Source organism: Halalkalibacter alkalisediminis (assembly GCF_028610705.1).
Classification (GTDB): Bacteria; Bacillota; Bacilli; order Bacillales; family Bacillaceae_D; genus Halalkalibacter; species Halalkalibacter alkalisediminis.
In genome coordinates this window covers 33,053-53,478 of sequence record NZ_JAQQWT010000009.1, presented here as the reverse complement: position 1 = coordinate 53,478, position 20,426 = coordinate 33,053, and the positions used below count along the sequence as shown (strand labels likewise).

22 protein-coding genes and 1 riboswitch are annotated in these 20,426 nt (G+C 39.7%); of the genes, 7 read left to right on the top strand and 15 right to left on the bottom strand.

What is annotated here, in order from left to right; all coding sequences use genetic code 11:
• Window positions 1-163 precede the first annotated feature (163 nt).
• Window positions 164-1,219 carry a tetraprenyl-beta-curcumene synthase family protein gene (locus PQ474_RS14260; protein ID WP_273844509.1) on the bottom strand — a complete coding sequence of 352 codons (1,056 nt, stop codon included), beginning with the start codon at window positions 1,217-1,219 and terminating at the stop codon, window positions 164-166.
• 90 nt (window positions 1,220-1,309) lie between these two features.
• Entirely contained in the window at window positions 1,310-2,092 is a 783-nt protein-coding gene (locus PQ474_RS14255; protein ID WP_273844506.1) for an alpha/beta hydrolase, read from the bottom strand.
• A gap of 108 nt (window positions 2,093-2,200) precedes the next feature.
• Here PQ474_RS14255 and PQ474_RS14250 point away from each other — a divergent pair, with 108 nt between their 5' ends.
• Complete coding sequence (locus tag PQ474_RS14250; RefSeq protein WP_273844504.1) at window positions 2,201-2,719, top strand: gamma carbonic anhydrase; 519 nt, start codon at window positions 2,201-2,203, stop codon at window positions 2,717-2,719.
• 90 nt (window positions 2,720-2,809) lie between these two features.
• On the opposite strand, the gene PQ474_RS14245 is transcribed toward PQ474_RS14250, so the two are convergent.
• From PQ474_RS14245 to PQ474_RS14235, 3 genes are all read right to left on the bottom strand, one after another.
• On the bottom strand, window positions 2,810-2,965 hold the full coding sequence (locus tag PQ474_RS14245; RefSeq protein ID WP_273844502.1) for a DUF1540 domain-containing protein: 156 nt from the start codon (window positions 2,963-2,965) through the stop codon (window positions 2,810-2,812).
• Between the two features lie 322 nt (window positions 2,966-3,287).
• Window positions 3,288-4,493 carry a methionine adenosyltransferase gene (gene metK / locus PQ474_RS14240; RefSeq protein WP_273844500.1) on the bottom strand — a complete coding sequence of 402 codons (1,206 nt, stop codon included), beginning with the start codon at window positions 4,491-4,493 and terminating at the stop codon, window positions 3,288-3,290.
• Between the two features lie 157 nt (window positions 4,494-4,650).
• Window positions 4,651-4,762: riboswitch (SAM riboswitch) on the bottom strand.
• Between the two features lie 200 nt (window positions 4,763-4,962).
• The gene (locus tag PQ474_RS14235; RefSeq protein WP_273844497.1) at window positions 4,963-5,337 is read right to left on the bottom strand and encodes a hypothetical protein; all 375 of its coding nucleotides are present in this window, start codon (window positions 5,335-5,337) and stop codon (window positions 4,963-4,965) included.
• A 358-nt stretch (window positions 5,338-5,695) separates the two neighbouring features.
• Here PQ474_RS14235 and pckA point away from each other — a divergent pair, with 358 nt between their 5' ends.
• Window positions 5,696-7,276: a phosphoenolpyruvate carboxykinase (ATP) gene (pckA, locus tag PQ474_RS14230; RefSeq protein WP_273844496.1), complete on the top strand. Its 1,581-nt coding sequence runs from the start codon at window positions 5,696-5,698 to the stop codon at window positions 7,274-7,276.
• 45 nt (window positions 7,277-7,321) lie between these two features.
• On the opposite strand, the gene PQ474_RS14225 is transcribed toward pckA, so the two are convergent.
• Window positions 7,322-8,470, bottom strand: coding sequence for a glycosyltransferase family 4 protein (locus PQ474_RS14225; RefSeq protein ID WP_273844493.1), 1,149 nt, complete (start codon window positions 8,468-8,470; stop codon window positions 7,322-7,324).
• Between the two features lie 177 nt (window positions 8,471-8,647).
• Between PQ474_RS14225 and PQ474_RS14220 the strand changes: the two genes are divergently transcribed.
• The gene (locus tag PQ474_RS14220) at window positions 8,648-9,184 is read left to right on the top strand and encodes a phosphatase PAP2 family protein (protein WP_273844491.1); all 537 of its coding nucleotides are present in this window, start codon (window positions 8,648-8,650) and stop codon (window positions 9,182-9,184) included.
• A gap of 23 nt (window positions 9,185-9,207) precedes the next feature.
• Here the strand turns inward: PQ474_RS14220 and PQ474_RS14215 are convergent, their stop codons facing one another.
• Together PQ474_RS14215 and PQ474_RS14210 are read right to left on the bottom strand one after the other, a co-directional pair.
• Complete coding sequence (locus PQ474_RS14215) at window positions 9,208-10,023, bottom strand: alpha/beta fold hydrolase (RefSeq protein ID WP_273844489.1); 816 nt, start codon at window positions 10,021-10,023, stop codon at window positions 9,208-9,210.
• 69 nt (window positions 10,024-10,092) lie between these two features.
• Window positions 10,093-10,878, bottom strand: a complete 786-nt coding sequence (locus tag PQ474_RS14210; protein WP_273844487.1) for an alpha/beta hydrolase family protein — start codon at window positions 10,876-10,878, stop codon at window positions 10,093-10,095.
• Between the two features lie 145 nt (window positions 10,879-11,023).
• On the opposite strand from PQ474_RS14210, the gene PQ474_RS14205 reads away from it, so the two are divergent.
• The 3 genes from PQ474_RS14205 to PQ474_RS14195 are packed head-to-tail and all read left to right on the top strand — an operon-like array spanning window position 11,024 to window position 13,593.
• Entirely contained in the window at window positions 11,024-12,022 is a 999-nt protein-coding gene (locus PQ474_RS14205) for an ABC transporter substrate-binding protein (RefSeq protein WP_273844484.1), read from the top strand.
• Window positions 12,023-12,035: 13 nt separating this feature from the next.
• Window positions 12,036-12,809 (top strand): ABC transporter ATP-binding protein, encoded by a 774-nt coding sequence (locus PQ474_RS14200; RefSeq protein WP_273844482.1) that lies wholly within the window; start codon window positions 12,036-12,038, stop codon window positions 12,807-12,809.
• Window positions 12,754-13,593 (top strand): ABC transporter permease, encoded by an 840-nt coding sequence (locus PQ474_RS14195; protein WP_273844479.1) that lies wholly within the window; start codon window positions 12,754-12,756, stop codon window positions 13,591-13,593. The genes PQ474_RS14200 and PQ474_RS14195 overlap by 56 nt, the downstream gene beginning before the upstream one ends.
• Before the next feature lie 181 nt (window positions 13,594-13,774).
• On the opposite strand, the gene ytkD is transcribed toward PQ474_RS14195, so the two are convergent.
• From ytkD to PQ474_RS14160, 7 genes are all read right to left on the bottom strand, one after another.
• Window positions 13,775-14,248: an RNA deprotection pyrophosphohydrolase gene (ytkD, locus tag PQ474_RS14190; RefSeq protein ID WP_273844477.1), complete on the bottom strand. Its 474-nt coding sequence runs from the start codon at window positions 14,246-14,248 to the stop codon at window positions 13,775-13,777.
• A 63-nt stretch (window positions 14,249-14,311) separates the two neighbouring features.
• Complete coding sequence (locus PQ474_RS14185; protein ID WP_273844475.1) at window positions 14,312-15,523, bottom strand: bacillibactin exporter BcbE; 1,212 nt, start codon at window positions 15,521-15,523, stop codon at window positions 14,312-14,314.
• 216 nt (window positions 15,524-15,739) lie between these two features.
• On the bottom strand, window positions 15,740-16,234 hold the full coding sequence (locus tag PQ474_RS14180; RefSeq protein WP_273844474.1) for a YwpF-like family protein: 495 nt from the start codon (window positions 16,232-16,234) through the stop codon (window positions 15,740-15,742).
• 129 nt (window positions 16,235-16,363) lie between these two features.
• Window positions 16,364-16,510, bottom strand: a complete 147-nt coding sequence (locus PQ474_RS14175; RefSeq protein WP_273844471.1) for a hypothetical protein — start codon at window positions 16,508-16,510, stop codon at window positions 16,364-16,366.
• 108 nt (window positions 16,511-16,618) lie between these two features.
• On the bottom strand, window positions 16,619-16,768 hold the full coding sequence (gene sda, locus PQ474_RS14170) for a sporulation histidine kinase inhibitor Sda (protein WP_273844469.1): 150 nt from the start codon (window positions 16,766-16,768) through the stop codon (window positions 16,619-16,621).
• A gap of 29 nt (window positions 16,769-16,797) precedes the next feature.
• On the bottom strand, window positions 16,798-17,976 hold the full coding sequence (locus tag PQ474_RS14165; RefSeq protein WP_273844468.1) for a MalY/PatB family protein: 1,179 nt from the start codon (window positions 17,974-17,976) through the stop codon (window positions 16,798-16,800).
• Between the two features lie 290 nt (window positions 17,977-18,266).
• A complete protein-coding gene (locus PQ474_RS14160; RefSeq protein WP_273844466.1) occupies window positions 18,267-18,650 on the bottom strand; it encodes a hypothetical protein in 384 nt (127 codons plus the stop codon).
• A gap of 174 nt (window positions 18,651-18,824) precedes the next feature.
• On the opposite strand from PQ474_RS14160, the gene PQ474_RS14155 reads away from it, so the two are divergent.
• Window positions 18,825-20,378, top strand: coding sequence for an ABC-F family ATP-binding cassette domain-containing protein (locus PQ474_RS14155; RefSeq protein WP_273844464.1), 1,554 nt, complete (start codon window positions 18,825-18,827; stop codon window positions 20,376-20,378).
• Window positions 20,379-20,426 lie beyond the last annotated feature (48 nt).

The following is a 20,426-nucleotide window of genomic DNA, read 5'->3' as shown; positions in this document are numbered from 1 at the left end:
AATTGAAGGCACGAAGAACAGTTCTTCGTGCCTTTTTACAATGCGAATTATCCTGTGATTTAGGTTGTGAATATTGTGTGATTTAGTATGTGAATTTGTCGGTGTTTTTCCGTTTTGCCCCTTACAAGTAAACCCGTTAGTGTAGGGAACCGGTTGCTTTCTTTTATCGTTTACGTCTCACCATCCACCTATTTAAAAAGAAAAGGAGTGTAGGCAATCCGCCCATTTTAATCATTTGTTTCGATTTCCTTTTTAAGTCCTTATCACCTTGAATTTTTTCGTCGGCAATATAGATCGCAATGATTCCGCGAATAATCATTCTGTGGAACTGTGGGTCTGGTAATTTGGCAAGGTATTCCTCTGCTTTCTCCACAAAAAAACGAAAACGCTCAATCATTTGTTCTTCATTTTCATAGTAAAATAAAAAGTTCAATTCATCATCCGCTATATCTTCTTCTTGATCAATGAAATAGTCAAGTAAAATATGTACACCTTGAAGCCAAGGATAATAACCGTCCTTGAGTGCTTTGGCTGTTATTTCTGTTAAGTCCGGTTTCGTTGCGTATGTCGCTTGTACGTAAATTCCTAAGGTCGAAGCCGTACAAGCAGAGAACTCAAACCAGGTCATTTCGGGTACTTTATGCTGATGTTCGGCAAACCACTTTTCTAGACGCGGAATGCGTTCTTCCTTAACCACATGCTTATGAACTTGTAAATCACCATAGTAACCACTTAATTCAAGCATTCCTGCCTGAACTTTTTCAAAAGACGGGAAAGTGATCAGAATATCTTGACACGTTTTTACTAAAGCGTGTAAGTAGCCACCATCTTCCTGTTCTTGTCGGTATTGATAATAGTTTTTCAAGCTCGCTCCTGGGGTTAACGCATCGAGCAATGCTTGATGTAACGACCTGAAATCATTAGGATCAAGAGACGGACTCTGATCACAAAGATTATCAAGATAATCACACGTTATTTGATAAGCAATAATGAATTGGATCAGATCATCAAAACGATCTCTAGCTACTAAACCAAACACTCCACCACCCTCACAGTGGAACTGTTTCTTGTTGATAGCGTCAAGAGCTTGTGAACGCAATTCTGGGTCTGGTATCGTTTGAGCTAATTGATCCCATTGATTGAAATAACGATGAACCGTTGGGATCACCTCTTTATAAACATTATACAATAAAGGGATTGGTTTGGTCGGGACAGTCAACGTTTCTCCTCCTCCGTATTTCCATCAATATACCTTAGCATAATCATTCCTTAGAGACAATGAAAGACCTTTTAAGCACGGTCTCAGGTACTAAGGTACAAGCAAGTTCACAAATCCAATCGCATAGCGGAAAACATCGTCGCGTTCTGGTTCATTAAATACTTCATGGTACAAACCTTCCCATTCCTTATAAAACTTCTCCGTTGACGAAATTTCATCAAACCATGCCCTTACCTCAAGTTTATTAACTAAATGATCGTCACCCGACTGTAAAACAAGGACTGGTACATTCGGAAATTTCTCTGGATATCTGAGTGCTACCCTCATCGCTTTTGTTAACTCCTGATACCACCTTGCCGATACCTTTGTTACTCGTAACTCATCTCTTAAATAGAGCTCTCGGATTTCTTCATTCCGCGTTGCGAGCTCTGAGCGTACACCTGAAGTCGTACTAAAAGTCGGAACGATTCGGTGAATCAACTTCGACGCCAAATCTTTTGTTTTTGCTGGTGGATGGCTTAGTCCTAAGCAAGGTGAGGACAACAGCACTCCTTTTATGAGAGCCGCATTCCTCTCCATTAACGTTCTTATCACAACAAGTCCACCCATACTATGACCGAGTAAAAAAACCGGCAATCCTTTTGTTCGGGCTTCTTCTAACCATTCTTCAACCGTATCTAAATATTGATTAAAGGATTGAATATGTCCTCTTCTTCCCCTCGTCTTTCCTTGACCAGGTAGATCTCCCATCACGACATCAAATCCATGTTCATTCCATTTCTCAGCAAGCCATTGGTACCTCGCGTGATGCTCTCCGGCACCATGAACCACAACTATAACTCCTCTTGGTTCAGCCACTTCCCATTTCCACATACAGCAAACTCCCCCTTTGATGAAAATTTAAAAAGAGACCATAACATGCATTTTTTACGTTAAAATAAGTATAGCGATTTATTGACCAAACGAAAAGGATGTGGCTTTATGATTTATCGATATCAAGACAAATTTCCGACAATTGCAGAAAGTGCGTTTATTGCCGATGGAGTGACAATCACAGGAGATGTAAAAATCGGTGAAGAATCAAGCATTTGGTTTCAGACCGTTATTCGCGGCGATGTCTCACCTACAATCATTGGAGATCGTGTGAACATTCAAGACCAATCCATGCTCCACCAAAGTCCGAAATATCCATTAATTATTGAGGATGATGTTACCGTAGGTCATCAAGTGATGCTCCACAGCTGCACGGTTCGAAAAAAAGCATTAATAGGAATGGGCTCTATCGTTCTTGACGGAGCGGAGATTGGCGAAGGAGCCTTTATAGGGGCTGGAAGTCTTGTCCCTCCAGGAAAGAAAATTCCAGCCAATACTTTAGCTTTTGGCCGACCTGCGAAAGTCGTACGCGAGTTAAATGAAGAGGACCTCATAGATATGGCGCGTATTCGCCAGGAATACGTTGAAAAGGGGCAGCATTATAAACAGGTGATGAAGGAAAAATAATTTTCTTTGAATAAGATTGATTATTATTATCAATAATAATAGAGAAAGAACGAGAGATTGTTGAAGCAACCTCTCGTCTTCTCCGATTGATTAGTGTTGTGGTTCAAACGTTTTACAATCCGTTTCTTCTTGTTTGTCCGCTTCCTCACCTGTATGACTAACTACGTAAATTTTATCTGCTTCACATTGATTACCATGAGCCCAATGCACACAGTTATTTACTTCACATAATACATCTTGTGCCATATGCGTCACCTCCTCTTGCTACTATTTTGACCAAGAAGAGATAAAGCCATACCAAAAGGACCTTATGAGAGGTCTTTTTTCGCATGCTTGTTAGCAAAAGCCTATTTTGCCGAGAACAGTGTATCTAACTCTTGAATTTTAATGTTCCACTTAATTCGATCGATTTACCCCTTTTACACAGAAGAACAAACACGATCTTCTTTTTATGCGTCTAATCCGCCTTCTTATGCTCTTCACTTCTCTTTACCTGCTCATGCATCGTACATGTTTCGAAACAACAAAGAGGCGGACTCACATATGAGTCTGCCTCCTCCTATATTTATTATAAACCTGCTTGCTCTTTTAAAGCAGCTGCCTTATCTGTTTGCTCCCATGGAAGCTCAACATCTGTACGACCGAAGTGTCCGTAAGCAGCTGTTTGCTTGTAGATAGGACGACGTAGGTCAAGCATTTTGATGATGCCAGCTGGGCGAAGATCAAAATTGTCACGTACTAAAGTAACGAGTGACTCTTCTGATACTTTTCCAGTTCCAAATGTATCAACCGAAATCGATACAGGATGTGCTACCCCAATTGCGTAGGCTAATTGAACTTCACACTTATCAGCAAGGCCTGATGCAACAATGTTTTTCGCAACATAGCGAGCTGCGTATGCACCAGAGCGGTCTACTTTCGTAGCATCCTTACCTGAGAATGCACCACCACCGTGACGAGCGTAACCACCGTATGTATCTACGATAATTTTACGTCCAGTAAGACCAGCATCTCCTTGAGGTCCACCAATAACAAAGCGGCCTGTTGGATTAATGAAATATTTCGTATCTTCATCAATTAGTTCTTTAGGAACGACTGGATTGATGACATACTCTTTTAAGTTGCGTTGAATTTGCTCAAGCGCTACTTCTGGATGATGTTGTGTTGAGATAACGATTGTGTCTACACGTAATGGTTTTCCAGTCTCGTCATATTCAACCGTTACTTGTGTTTTCCCATCAGGACGTAAGTATGGAAGAATTTCCTCTTTACGAACTTCTGTTAAACGGCGAGCAAGTTTGTGACTTAATGAAATCGGAAGAGGCATAAGCTCTTTGGTTTCATTATTTGCATAACCAAACATTAAACCTTGGTCACCTGCACCAATTGCATCAATTTCTTCTTCTGTCATTTGACCTTCACGCGCTTCAAGAGCTTGGTCAACACCTTGCGCGATATCAGCAGATTGCTCATCAATCGATGTTAAAACCGCACACGTTTCAGAGTCAAAACCATACTTAGCACGTGTATAGCCAATTCCTTTAATTGTTTCACGAACAATTTTAGGAATATCTACGTAAGTGCTAGTTGTAATTTCACCAGCAACTAATACAAGACCTGTAGTAACTGATGTTTCACACGCCACGCGTGCGTTTGGATCATTTGTTAAAATAGCATCAAGAATCGCATCTGAAATTTGATCACAAATTTTATCTGGATGCCCTTCTGTTACAGACTCTGACGTAAATAAACGTCTACTTTTAAATTCTGCCATGTAAAATTTCCTCCTTTAAACACTGCTACATTCTTAGCATGTGTCTTTCTTTGAGACGGCACTCATGTCCCACCGAATGGGAAATGCTTCCTGTACAGCGTATAAACGATAAAAACCCTAATCCATAGAGGAAAAGGGTTGAATGTTTACCTTTAGCCTCTTATCGTTCAAGGCAAATGCCTTGCAGGTTAGCACCTTTTCACTCATGGCTACGAGTGTTGGTTGCTGGGCTTCTTCGGGCCTGTCCCTCCGCCTACTCAGGATAAGAGTATCCGTTCGACGCATATCATATCGCACATGTCGATTACTGTCAACCTGTCCACTAAAATAAATGACCAAATTAATCCAACACACACTAAAATCCATTTTACTTGAATCATCAAAAGGCGAGCCTCTGCCTTTTGATGATTCGGACCTTACACGTAATGTTAAGGATAGTATCTCAAACAAACCATTTTTCATTCTTTATTTAATAGGGTGTATCGTCTCTTTGTGCCGGATAGTTCTCACGATTTCTACGCCTTTCTTCTTCCCTGCGTAGACGTTCCTGCTCTTCTTCCTGTTCTAGTCTCGTCTCTTCTCTTATCTCCATTTTTAATAGTTCATTTTGATTATCTCTAGGCTTCACTTGGCTATAAACACCACTTGCCATCAAGCCGATAATAAGGGCCATTAACACCTGTTCCCCCCACTCTCTAGGAATAAACCAGAGAATTCCTGCTATCCCTATCGCTAAAAGGGCTCGGTACTTATTTTCGACACCAAATGCATTTCCTAGCACAGTCACTAAAGCGGCTACTACAGCTGAAACGGTCGCAAGATCTAGCATCGATACTTGATCCACACAGAACGCCTCCTTTTCCCTTTACCTACATCCTATGCAAGCAATCGACATTTAGGAACATCTCCTATGAGACTCGTGCGATAAGGGGATCCGGACACTTATTGATCTCAATCCCATTTCAAGCGCCTCCTTACGCTATTTCGTCACCCTCCTTTTTTCCAACGTCATCTTTAAGCTTCTAGCCTCTCTTTCACTCCCTACAGAAAAAACATAGGTAAACACATTTTCTTAAAAGAACATGTCACACTCAAAAAAAAACATTAATAGTATAGACTATTAATGTTAATGTGTTATACTAATAAACAAGAATTATAAACTAAAGGTAACAAATACTTGTTATGGAAAGGGTTTTGTGACAATGAATACGATTAGCCTACAATCGGAGTTAGAGAATTTAGTGAAACAGAATAACGTACAACTTAATCTACCAATCTCTTCTCTTATCGAAAAATCTTTAATGCGCGGAGAAGGAAGCCTAACGTCAACAGGTGCACTAAGTGTTGAAACAGGTGCCTATACAGGACGTTCCCCTAAAGACAAATTCATTGTCAATGAATCTAGCATTACTGACAAAATTGAGTGGGGACCTGTTAATCAACCGATTGAAAAAGAAGTGTTTGCAGCGCTTTATCAAAAAGTGTTAGAACATTTAGGAAAAAAAGAAGAGCTTTTTGTTTCAGATGGCTTTGCTGGGGCGGACCAAACTTATCGTTTACCTTTAAAAGTCATAAACGAATTTGCTTGGCATCAAGTTTTTGCCCGTCAGTTGTTTATTCGTCCAAATGGACTAGAAGATAAAAGAGAAGAGAACGCCTTCACGATTGTATCTGCCCCGACCTTTAAAGCAGATCCTGTAGTGGACGGGACACGTTCAGAAGCGTTTGTCATTGTTTCTTTTGAAGAAAGAGTCGTGTTAATTGGTGGGACTGAATATGCCGGTGAAATGAAAAAATCTATCTTCTCTGTGATGAATTTCTTATTACCAGAACAAGATGTTCTTTCTATGCATTGTTCTGCTAATACCGGAAGAGAAGGTGATGTTGCTTTATTTTTCGGCTTATCAGGCACAGGAAAAACCACTTTATCAGCTGATCCAAATCGTTCATTGATTGGAGATGACGAACATGGGTGGTCTAGCAATGGCGTATTCAATATTGAAGGCGGTTGCTACGCAAAATGTGTGAACCTTTCTCAAGAAAAGGAGCCACAAATTTGGAATGCCATTCGCTTCGGTTCTGTTTTAGAAAATGTCGTTGTTGATCCGCAAACAGGTCAACCTAATTACGATGATATTTCTTTAACTGAAAATACACGTGCCGCTTATCCGATTGAGTTAATTCCAAATGCTTTAACACCAAGTGTATCTGGACATCCTAATACGATCATTTTCCTTACGGCTGATGCCTTTGGAGTCCTGCCTCCTATTAGCAAGTTGACTAAAGAGCAGGCTATGTACCACTTTTTATCAGGCTACACGAGCAAGCTTGCAGGAACGGAGCGTGGCGTTACCTCTCCAGAGGCAACTTTCTCTACTTGCTTCGGGGCACCATTTCTTCCTCTTCCAGCGGCACGTTACGCTGAAATGTTAGGCGAGAAAATTGATCAACATGATGTAAACGTATACCTTGTAAACACAGGTTGGTCTGGTGGTCCTTACGGAGTTGGAAATCGAATGAACCTAAAATATACTCGCGCTATGGTTCAAGCGGCTTTATCAGGTGAGTTACGTTCTGTCGAAACGGTGACCGATGAATTTTTCGGATTACACATACCTACTCATTGCCCTGGTGTTCCTGACCATGTTTTACAACCTCGCGACACATGGGAAGATAAAGATGCCTATGATGCAAAAGCGAAAGAATTAGCTACCAATTTCAAAGATAACTTCTTGAAATTCAACGCGGTCAGCGAGAAAATTAAAAATGCAGGCCCACAATAATGAAATCCAAGCTAGCCACTGTGTAAAAGCAAGTGGCTAGCTTTTTTACGCGGTATTGATCCTTCTACGCTTAATCACGCTTTGATAGCCTTGAATGAGTTGAGCAAATACCTCATCCCACGACTGCATCAAGGCATACTGACGTGCTTGATATCCGAATTGCATTCGAATCGTTTCATGTTCTAATAAAAAGCACGTCTCCTTTGCGAAGGATTGTACTTGCTTCCTTTCGCATAACAATCCGTTCTCGCCGTGTTTTATTAAATGTTTGACCCCACCAGCATTTGCCCCTACAACAGGTAGACCAGAAGCCATCGCTTCTAACACTACGTTTCCAAATGTCTCAGTTGAAGAGGGAAATAAAAAAACGTCACTTGACGCATACACGTCGGCTAATTCTTCCCCTTCTAAAAAACCGGTAAAGGTAATTGGTTTATCGTTCGTTTTTTCCGTTAAAGGCTTGAGGAGAGGTCCGTCTCCTACAATTAAGAGATGAGTATCTTTTTTTATGTTTTCAGGTAACGTTTCAAAGGTTTCAATTACTATATCGATATCTTTTTCAGGGGCAATTCTGCCAACAAATAATAAAACCTTTGCTTCTTTAATTTGATATTTTTGTTTGATCTCACTTCTTTTTCGCTCAGGAGTATAGAGCCCGTGATCGACACCTCTTTTCCATAGATCAATGTCTTCGTGAACGCCTCTTTTCAACAATTCACTTTTCGTACTTTCGGAAGGGACAAATACTTTTTCAAAAGGTCGATGAAACCAAATCATATATTTCCAAAGCCAGTGCTGAAAAAATAGCGCATTGTAATAATTTAAATATTGATCGAAATGGGTATGGTAAGATGCCACCATTGGTATATGATGTTTTTTTCCGTAGTAAAGTCCGCAAAGTCCTAGATTTAAAGGGGTTGCTACATGAATGAGGGTTGGTTGAAACTCTTCTAAAGTTTGATTGATTTGTAGAGGGTTTAAGAGGGTTATTCGACATTGTGGGTAAAGAAAAAAAGGTATACTAGCAAAACGCTCGATCTGACGAACACCAGGAACAGTCGCTTTTGTTTCAGGCGCAAAGACACGAAACTCCATTTGATTCTTGGCTAAATAACGAGTCAATCTCTCCAGCGTTTTGGCAACACCATTGATTTCAGGTGCATAAGTATCGGTGAAAATTGCCACTCGTACCATCCTGTTCTCTCCTTTTTCGGTAAAAGTTGTTTTATTTAACTTTACGAAAAAAGAGCGAGGTTTTTTACAATATTCTTGTAAAGGTTACGTTAAGTTTCTCACAAAAAAGCTATATGATCGTTACAAAAAATCAAAAGAAATGTATTATAATAAAATTATTATACCTAACGAATTGGGGTGTTTACGATCAACCGTTTTGTTAACTGGCTAACCGTTTACGACAACCGAATGTTCATGCTCATAAATAAACAATGGAGATGTCGCTTTTTCGATTTCATCTTACCCAAGTTAACGCACCTTGGAGGAGCTACCTTTTCATTATCGCTACTGTTTCTTCTCATGATCTTTTTTACAAACTCTGTACGTGATTCTGCTTTCGTTGCCCTTCTCTCCATCGTGGCAAGTCATGTTGCTGTACAACTCATTAAAAAACTTTCTTGTCGCAAACGTCCTTATATTATTCTACCTGACGTGCATACATGCCAAAATCCATTAAAAGATTATTCTTTCCCCTCAGGCCATACGACTGCGACCTTTGCTATAGCTGTTGTATTTTCCATTTATTATCCGTGGCTAATGCCTACTTTACTCCCGCTTGCCATGCTTGTTGGTATTTCAAGAATGTACCTTGGGTTACACTACCCAACAGATTGTATCATTGGTGCTCTCATTGGAACCGTTAGTTCCATCGTTATTGTCCTTTTGTTATCCTAGAAAAATAGTACTACTGTCCTCCCCTACGAGGTGTAGGACAGTATTTGATGAAAGACAGCTTCTGACTGTTCTTCTGTCACTAAATGACCTGTTTTCTCATAGATGACTAACTGTGCTTGAGGCAAATCTTGCACTAGACGTTTTCCAACTTGGAGGGGCACGACCTTATCCTCTTCTCCCCAGATTAAGAGTACTGGCTTTTTAATTTCCTTTAACTCTTCCTCTGTTAAATCCCCTTCTCGGTACCGAAGTAAACGCATAAGTGCAACAGGGAACCCCTTGTCCCTTAAGGGAGCAGCAAATTCATTCATCAGCTCATCTGTAATGAATTCATGATTATAACACACATTTTCTAAACTCTTCTTAATATCTTTTCTACGAATATAGTGCTTGACCCCATACTTAAAAAACGGGAGATAGGAACAATAAATGAGGGAACGACGTGCTCGTTTTACATAGCCAGAGCTACAAAGCAAAATTAATTTAGATACTTTCTCTGGAATTTCCCTAGCCGTATTTAGGGCAATCTGACCACCCATTGAATGGCCCACTACAATTACATCGTTTAGGTTAAAATACTTAATACATTCAGCAACCACATTCGCATAATTTTTATAAGAATAAACAAATGACTTCGATTTTTCACTTTTTCCAAAACCAGGTAAATCGATTGCCACGACTGAGAAGTGCTTGGACAACAACGGAATCATTCGATGATAGGTGTAGATGGAAGAGACAAATCCATGAATGAGGATGATAGGTGGCTTATGATTCAAGATGTATTCACAATAAACGTTTACATCACAAAGTGTAATCGTCTTTTTCTCAAACCGTTCCATCGCAACCAACTCCTTATAGATTGATAACGATAGTATTTGTCACAACTATTTCCTACATACCAATCACATTCAACCATTTCTCTTCCTTTTCATCCATGCCGCTGCCTCTGATAAGATTTGCCTCTGATCTGAAGCTGGAAAGTGATGGCCGAACTCATCATAATACCAACACTCCGCCTCTCGTCCCGCATAACGACATACTTGTTCTAACATATATGCATGCTTAAATGAAACATGTTCATCTTTAACTCCATGTATAATTAAGACATTTGCTTTCATCTCTTCTAAAAAAAACAAAGGAGTTCTCCACCGATAATGAACTGGATACTTATTGGGTGTCCCTCCAATGACACGCTTCATCATCCTTCTTAAATCCACTCTTTCCTCATAGGTAAGAACCATGTCTGTCACTCCGTTCCAACAGGTCACCGTCGCTGCTTCAGGTCTTGCCACAGCGGTTAATAGCGCCATCACCCCTCCTCTTGAAAAGCCAAGAATGTGTAGGGAGTTCAGGTCGACTTTTTCAAAGCTCGCTAACAAATCAAAAGCTGAAAAAGCATCCTCGCGATCCTCTCCACAAAAATCTTCCTGGCCTTCTCCACCTTTGTTCCCTCGATAAAAAGGGGCCACTACCACCATGCCTTCTGCAGCCCATTGAATGACTCGTTGAATACGAACCATCCCTACGTTTTTTATGCCACCGCGTAAATACAACAATCCAGGCAACTTCTCTCCCCATGATGGGACAGCCATATAGCCTTTCACCTTTAATCCATCGCTTATATAAGTAATTAAATAAAGCTGAATCTTTGGATGAGGGGACGGAATTCTTTGTTTTTTAATCAGACGTTTCATTAAAATAATCCTTTCTTCCACTGTAGTTTTTTTCCCATTGGAATAGTCCTTGTCCGTTTAACGATTTAAATATGGGCAAACACACATTTTTATTCTCCAACATACACTATCACATCCACTTATAAAAATTTAGGAGATGAAGACTATGAAGCTTGTAAAGAAAGCATTTCTTTTGCTCTTATCACTCGTTCTCATTGTTGCCATTAGCGCTTGTTCGTTTGGAGGAAGTAACAAAGAAACGATCCGCGTTTCTGAAGTAACAAGATCAATTTTTTACGCTCCATTCTATGTTGCTATTTCCCAAGGTTTCTTTGAGGACGAAGGAATCGATCTCGAGCTGACGACCACTTGGGGTGGCGATAATACGATGACCTCTCTCTTATCTGGTGGAGCTGATGTTGCTTTAGTAGGAGCAGAAACCACTATTTATGTTTACGCTCAACAAGCGACGGATCCTCCAATAAACTTTGCTCAACTGACACAAACAGATGGTACCTTTCTTGTCTCACGTGATCAACTCGATTCTTTTGAATGGGACGATCTAAAAGGCAGCACATTCCTTGGGCAACGCACAGGCGGGATGCCGCAAATGGTTGGCGAGCACGTACTCAAACAACATGGGATTAACCCGCATTCTGACCTTAACCTTATCCAGAACATTGATTTCGGAAATATCCCAAGTGCCTTTGCTTCAGGAACTGGTGACTATGTTCAATTATTTGAGCCACAAGCTTCTCTGTTTGAAAACGAAGGGATCGGTCACATTGTCGCTTCCTTTGGAACTGAATCTGGAAACGTTCCTTATACCGTTTTCATGGCCAAACAAAGCTATATTGAGAAGGAAGAAGAAAAACTAATTGCGTTCACACGTGCCTTAACGAAAGCTCAACTATGGGTCGATGAGCAACCCGTTGATGTTGTAGCTGAAGCGATCGTTGACTTTTTTGAAGATACGGATGTCGAACTTGTTGCTCAAGTAGTTGATCGTTATAAGTCTCAAGGTTCATATGCCACCTCCCCACTTCTTCAACCTGAGGCATGGGAAAATTTACAGCTGATTATGGATGAAGCTGGTGAGCTCCCTCAGCAAGTTGATTATACAGAACTAGTGAATACGTCTATTGCTGAGAGTGTACTAAAATAGGAGGCAGAAAGCTATGTCCACTTTAACATTATCAAATGTCTCAATGGGTTACGTTACAAAACGTGAAACGACTTTAGCTCTAGATTCCATTTCACTTTCAATCGAGGATGGAGAGTTCGTCTCCATCCTCGGCCCAAGCGGCTGTGGAAAAACGACTTTACTTTCACTCATTGGAGGTCTTCTTTCTCCTATATCTGGTCAAATTACGCTTGGAGATCAAGAAATAAAAAAGTCCAATGCAGCGATTGGATATATGCTCCAGCAAGATTATTTATTTCCTTGGAGAACGATTGAAGATAATTTAATGCTCGGTTTAAAGATCCGGAGAACATATAGCGAATCAACTAGAAGAGATGCGTTGAATTGGCTACAGCAACTCGGCCTTGGAGATAAAAAAGATTTATACCCTAATCAACTATCTGGAGGAATGCGCCAACGAGTCGCCCTTGTCCGTATGCTAGCCACTAACCCCTCTCTCATGTTACTTGATGAGCCCTTTTCCGCACTCGACTATCAAACGAAATTAAAATTAGAGGACCTAGTTTTCCACACATTAAAATCCGAGAGAAAAACAGCTATCCTCGTGACTCACGATATCGGCGAAGCCATTGCCATGTCTGATCGTGTCGTTTTACTTTCTCCTAGACCTGGACGAATTCATAGAGTCTTTGAAATTCCAAAAGACATGGCAAACATTTTGCCATTCGATGCCAGACAACATCAACATTTTAATGAGCAATTCCAAATCATTTGGAAGGAGATGGAAAGACTTGCAGCAGCAACTTGAAACACTACACAAAGAATACATCACCTCACTTCGGCGAGAACGTAGACGCGTTCTAACTGTTCAGCTTGGAATTTTGCTCTCCTTCTTTGCATTTTGGGAGCTTGCAGCTAGACAACGTTGGATTGATCCATTATTGTTTAGCATGCCTTCTCGAGTTTGGGACCTTTTATTTACAAGACTTAGTGATGGTTCTTTATTTACCCATGCTTCAGTAACTTTATTTGAAACGTTACTTGGGTTCATGCTAGGAACTGGAATCGGAACCCTTCTTGCCGCCGTATTGTGGTGGTCTCGCTTTATCTCAAAAGTGTTAGATCCTTATTTAGTCGTCTTAAATTCAATGCCCAAAGTCGCACTCGGTCCCATTTTAATCGTAGGACTTGGACCAGGTTTTACTTCGATCATCGCTATGGGAGCTCTTATTTCCGTTATTATTACAACCATGGTCGTTTATACGGCGTTTCGGGAAGTAGACTCAAATTACCTAACTGTCATGAATACGTTTGGAGCTTCCAAAAAACAATCATTCCGCTTTGTCATTTTTCCCGCATCGTTACCGACCATCATCTCCACATTAAAAGTTAATGTGGGATTAGCCTGGGTCGGTGTCATTGTAGGAGAATTTCTTGTCTCAAAGCAAGGACTCGGCTATCTAATCATCTATGGTTTCCAAGTATTCAATTTCACCTTAGTGATTATGAGCCTATTAGTAATAGCCATCCTAGCCACGATCATGTATAAAGCAGTCGAACTAATGGAAAAACGACTGCTAAAACGATTTTAGAGATATAAAAAAAGGTCGCACTTCACCTTTTTTTATATCTCTAAGCACTGAGCGTAGCCGCTGCCTGCCTTTAAGCCCACTCCAAGCGCTCTTCTTGGCGTGGGCGCGTAGCGTGTGGAGTGCGTGGAGCCCAGTGTCACTATTTTCATCAAAGTTTCAATAAAACTAAGCCAAGAAACAACTATATCAGTTGTTTCTTAGCTATCTGTTTTAATGTGTAGGGAAGGACCTCATCTTTCATGACGAAGCTAAATGAATCGTTTTCCCTTATATTAGCAGGTAATTCCTGTAGTAAAATCGGTCCATCTGTTTCGAGGTACGTGCCCTTCTCCGTTAGAGAAGAGATTTCAGCAAAATAAATAGCTTTCTGAAAGCTAGTACGATCAGATCTCACCTCATACTGACCAATGAAATGCAACGATTTGATGGTTGCACCTGTTTCTTCCCAGACTTCACGTTCAGCTGCTTCTGTTAAACGTTCTCCCTCTTCTACTTTTCCACCAGGGAATTCCAAGCCTCTTGTTGAATGGTTCGTTAACAACCATCTATTTAAATACCGACACACAATCCATACATGCTTAGGATCTGATGTACATTCATTAGGTTCAAATGTTAACCTAACCTCGCAATTGTGAAAATCCTTAAAAAGATACATGGTCTCAGCCTCTCCCTTAATCTATATCATCAGTATACCGATGATTTTAACGAAGCGAAACACTTATCCCCAAGTTGGTTTCACAGGATCTTCTGGTTTGATTGCCAGAAGAACGATCAAAACAGCGATAACGCATAGGATGGAATTTGAAAAGAACATAAAGAAATGGGATGTCTTCATTAAAACAGCAAATAGTGGAGGTCCAGCAGCAACGCCAAGAAAGCGCATGCTACTATACAAAGAAGAAATTGTTCCTCGCTGTTCCATCTCAATTCCTTCCGTTACTAATGCATCTAAACAAGGAAGGGCTATGCCAATTCCGACACCGCTTGCGAAAATGCAAGTTAACAACAAATAAATATCTTTCGAAAACGATACAGTAAAAATGGCTAACGTCAATATTACTAAACCTGTAACGGTGAACCACTTCATTTTTTGTTTGTCTTGGCCGATTACTTTCCCCGTTGCAAAGGAAGAAAAACATAAAGCGGCAAGTGGGATCGCTAAGATAATCCCTTTTTTTATTCCATCTATTTGATACTCATCTTCAAGCATGGTTGATAAATAGAAGAGAACGCCAAATATAACAAGCATTAAGATTCCACCAATTACAAAAACGGCATACAACCACCGACCTTCACGCTTGAATATAACTTTTGTATTTTTGAAAAACTGTTTGAACCCAACGGCTTCGCCACTCATTGGTGCCTCTTTCACTAACAAAAGCATCGCCAGAATGGAGATTAAGCATAGAACAGGAATGGAGAGAAGCGGCATATACCAAACAATAAGAGCGAGTGCGGCTCCTAAGATAGGGCTTAACACCTTCCCCAATGTATTTGCAGTCTCAATCATACCTAACCCTTTACTTACATCTTTTTGGTCTGGATACATATCACCAACTAGTGGCAATACAATTGGCATGGCTCCAGCTGCCCCAATCCCCTGTAAAACACGACCAATAATCATAATTCCATAAGGGCTTTCCATTTGCCAGCCAGCAAATCCAGATATAAAGCCACCCAACCCAGCCAGGATTAAACTTGGAATAATGACTTTCTTTCTGCCAATATGATCTGAGATATAACCTGCGATTGGAATGCAAATAATAGCGACAATGGAGTATACCGTGATCAACATACTTACTTGGAACGAACTAATGCCAAGCTCTCTTTCAATTTCGGGTAACACCGGTATAAGCATTGAATTTCCTAACGTCATCACTAACGGTATTGAAGAAATCGAGAATATCGCCCACTTATCTTTTTCTTGCATGTAAGGCTCCCCCGTTCCTAACATAAAAAATAATTACTCTGTTAGTATGAGAAACACTTTACGGAATATACCTTAAGAAAACGGTGCAACCTTCTTTTTTAGAAGCAGATGAACCGAATAAAATGTTGTATCCTGTCGATGACCTTACAATGAATGCTGCAAATTCATTTTCTTTATCAAGCAAAAAAACATCCAAAAAATGGATGCTTTTTCATTTTACTGCAACTTATATAGCCCACTTTCTTGGATGGATCGGTAGATAGTATTTAACGCGGATGTAGGATGTGCAGCTAATGTTTCCATTTCATTTCTAAATGCTTGCACTAGTGCTTCATTTGAAAAACCACGACCCACCAAATCCTTTAACACATCTTCAATAATATCATCTTTCTTTAACGCAAGTTTCGCCTCCAACAAGATACTTATCTTCTGATCCGTTAATTCAGTTATGCTTTGAACACTTGTAATCATAGCAGCAGGATGGTTATCTTTACTGGTAATAACTACATCCACTAATATATGTCCCTTTTGAGTTTTAACATCTTGAAAATACTTTTTGTACTCTTGACTAATCACAGCCTCGATATACCACATTTGTTTTTGATTTTCCATGTTAATTATGAGTCCGTCTTCAATAGGTACCATTTTTTGATGGACATTCCCATCCTTACCTTCAAGCAAACTGAGAGAATAGAGCTTAAATGTTTTCATACGTAATCGCTCCTTTCCTTTTCATTTATTATAAGCATACACATGCCCTTTTCACAAAAAAACAATTAAAAAAGATTTCCTAACTAGCTTATTGAAGTAGCTATTGTTAGAAAATCTAAAACATTCTCTTTATGAACTTTTAACCCTTTCAAAAAAGGTCTCATAATGCTTTTCTTGAATCCACTTAATGAGTTCCACTTCTTCTCGTGCTAGTTCTCTCCCAAGCTTACATTTACATTCATTTACAAGTTCCTCAAAAAGGTTTTCAATCGGCATAAAGTAAATGTCTCCTTTGTCGATTATTTATACGAACGTGTGACTCATACTTTTTGGATATATATGTCTTTCTATATGAAAGGAAAAATCCCCTTCTACATCTTTTATTTATACTGGCATTTTTTTCTTTTTTCTAACATGATTCGTTTGGCGATCGAGAATTTCTTCTTTTAATAATTGAATAAAGTCCTCTTCAAGGTTTAATGCCATTGCTTGTTCATACGCTTCTAGTAACACAGTGTATTCCAGCCTATCCATTTCCTACTTTCACCGCACTTATAAAAAATTTAAAATCCACGCTTATCATAAGCCCTTTTAATCCGCTCTAATCCTTCTTGTAATGTTGCTCTTGGACAGGCTAAATTAATTCGCTCAAAACTCTTTCCTTCTTCACCGAAAATCGAACCAGGATTTAAAGCCACTTGTGCTTCTTCAATCAGCCATTTCTTTCGCTCTGCTGGTGTTAATGGTAACTTAGAACACTCTAACCATAATAGATATGTGCCTTCAGAATCCATCACTCGTAGCTTAGGCATATGCTCTTCTACATATCTTCGAACATATTGAAAATTAGCTTCAACATAAACCATTAACTCATCTAACCATTCTTCTCCATGATTATAAGCGGCTTCTGTTGCGACTTCTGCAAATGAGTTTGTCATGTTGGCAAATGAATTCGCCAAATGGTTTCTTAGTTTCGTACGCAACTCTTCATTTTCAACCACCACATATGAAGTTTGTATTCCAGCTAAGTTGAACGTTTTACTAGGAGCTAAACAGGTGAACGTTCGCTCAGCTGCCTCGTTGCTCACAGATGCAAATGGAATATGTTTTTCACCATTAAAAAGTAGATCAGCGTGAATTTCATCGGATACGACGAATAAGTCATGCTTTTTACAAATTTGAGCTAACGCCTCTAGTTCCTCTCGTTTCCAAACACGACCAACTGGATTGTGAGGGTGACATAGGACAATCATCTTTGTTTTTTCTGTAATTACAGACTCTAGATGCTCTAGATCCATGTCATAATGATCTCCATCAAAAGCAAGAGGATTTCTGATAAGTTCACGATTATTTTTATTTACCACATCGTAGAACGGGTAATACACAGGTGTTTGGATGATCACCTGATCACCAGGCTCCGTAAATGCTTGAATAATATAACTGATTGTCGGGACAATCCCAGCTGTATATATAAGAGTATTCGTATCTATCGTCCAATCGTATCTTCGCTTTAACCAACTTTGAACGGCTTGATCAACGGTTTCAGAATGTGCAGGATAACCGAATATCCCATGCTCCACTTTTTCATGTAGCGCATCAAGTACTTCTTGCGGTGCTCGAAAATCCATATCCGCTACCCACATCGGCAAAAGATTTTCACCACCGAAACGTTGTTTGGTCATATCCCACTTCAAAGAATCTGTTCCACGTCGTTCAATTACTTCATTAAATCTTTCACTCACTCTTTACACTTCCTTCCTAATTACACACTACCTCCATTTAATTCTGTTGCCGCATTTAGGTCAATACTAACTATTCTACAGTTTCACCTTTGATTCCTTTGCATTTGACAAATTTCTTTAATCAAATTTTCATTAAAAAATAAAAATTCCAGCTATACACAAGAAAATGATCCATAATTCTTTGTGCAATCCTTTCCTCTCTTAGCTTTCGTTGTAAAATAGTAGCTTGGAGTTTGTCAATTTTACAGCAGTGAAAATAAAGCTGCAAGTTCAAAATGAAAAGAGTTGAACTATAATCCCCCATGCAAACCATGCAAAAAAGTTAAATCTGTAGAGCTGCTAGACTCCTCTTGTAGCAAAAAAATCAAGATAAAAAGACAAACACTAAAGATCATTGATGTGAACGGACTTTGTTTTTGCTCAAACCACTCCGACCCCCATTTCTGTTTTTCATATGTCCGTAACTCGACTAACCATTTGAATAACCTCCATTGCCTACCACTCATATCAAGCCAAATGAAGGTCGCATGAAGACCATTAATAAATATAATCAAAAAATACACAGGGTTAAAGATTGAATTAAGGTACATCACAGCTAGAAGAACGAGAATGACCGACAGCGAAAGAACATTGACCAGGATTTGTTCATTTCTTCTCCATTTATACAACTCCAACTTCGACACCTCCATTAATCTTGAAATAACCTTACCATAACCATTCGTATAAGTGGGGAATACAGGAATATTCCTCCATTATTTAATCGAATTTGAAACAGACATCTACACTTTCTTATGATAAGATGAGAAAAGTAAAAAAGTACCCACTTTATTAGAGGATAGGTGTTTTACATGAGTGTGTTAACGGTGAAAAACTTAAGCCATGGCTTTGGCGATCGAGCCATTTTTCATGATGTGTCTTTCCGGTTACTAAAAGGAGAGCATATTGGTTTAATTGGAGCCAATGGTGAAGGAAAATCAACATTTATGAATATTATCACTGGCAAATTAATGCCAGATGAAGGAAAAGTAGAATGGTCGAAAAAGGTCCGTGTTGGTTACTTGGATCAACACACGGTTCTTGAACGTGGAATGACGATGCGTGATGTGTTAAAAAGCGCCTTCCAATATATGTTTGATTTAGAAGCGGAAATGACATCGATGTATGACAGGATGGGTGATGCTACTCCTGAACAGCTTGAGAAAATGCTTGAAGAAGTCGGAATCATTCAAGATACATTAACGAATAACGATTTCTATACCATTGATGCAAAAGTCGAAGAAACAGCACGTGGACTCGGTCTAGACGATGTTGGACTTGATCGTGATGTAACTGACTTGAGTGGTGGTCAACGAACGAAGGTGCTACTTGCCAAATTACTATTAGAAAAGCCTGATATTCTTCTTTTGGACGAGCCTACTAACTATTTAGATGAACAGCACATTGAATGGTTAAAACGGTATTTACAAGAATATGAAAATGCCTTTATTTTAATTTCTCATGACATTCCGTTCTTAAATAGCGTTATTAACTTGATCTATCATATGGAAAATCAAGAACTTAACCGTTATGTCGGTGATTATGAGCATTTCCAAGAAGTCCATCAAATGAAGAAACAACAACTAGAAGCAGCTTATAAGAGACAACAGCAAGAAGTGGCCCAGCTTAAAGACTTCGTTGCTCGGAACAAAGCACGTGTTTCCACTCGAAACATGGCGATGTCACGACAAAAAAAGCTTGATAAGATGGACATGATTGAGCTTGCGCATGAAAAACCAAAGCCGCAATTTAACTTTAAAGAAGCTCGGACAACGAGTAAGCTTATCTTTGAGACGAAAGACCTTGTTATCGGGTATGATGAACCGCTTTCTCGCCCTCTTAATTTAAAAATGGAACGCGGACAGAAAATTGCGTTAGTCGGTGCGAACGGAATCGGAAAAACAACTTTACTTAAAAGCATTCTTGGGATCAATCGACCTGTCTCAGGTACAGTGGAACGCGGCGACTATCAAGAAGTAGGTTACTTTGAACAAGAAGCCAAGTCACCAGACCGAACGTGCATAGAAGAAGTGTGGCAAGAGTTCCCTTCTCTTACTCAAGCGGAAGTTCGTTCTGCGCTTGCCAAATGTGGATTAACAACGAAGCACATTGAGAGTAAAATTGTCGTTTTAAGTGGTGGAGAAAAATCAAAAGTAAGACTATGTAAATTAATTAACCGCGAAACGAATATTCTCGTTCTAGATGAACCGACCAATCATCTAGACGTTGACGCTAAAGAAGAACTTAAACGTGCCCTAAACGCTTATAAAGGTAGCATTCTTCTCATCAGTCATGAACCCGAATTTTACCAAGACGTTGTGACAGAGGTTTGGAACTGTGAATCCTGGACAACCAAGCTCGTATAGAAAGCCCTATGATCAGACCCCTCTTCTAAGAGGGGCCTGATCTCATTA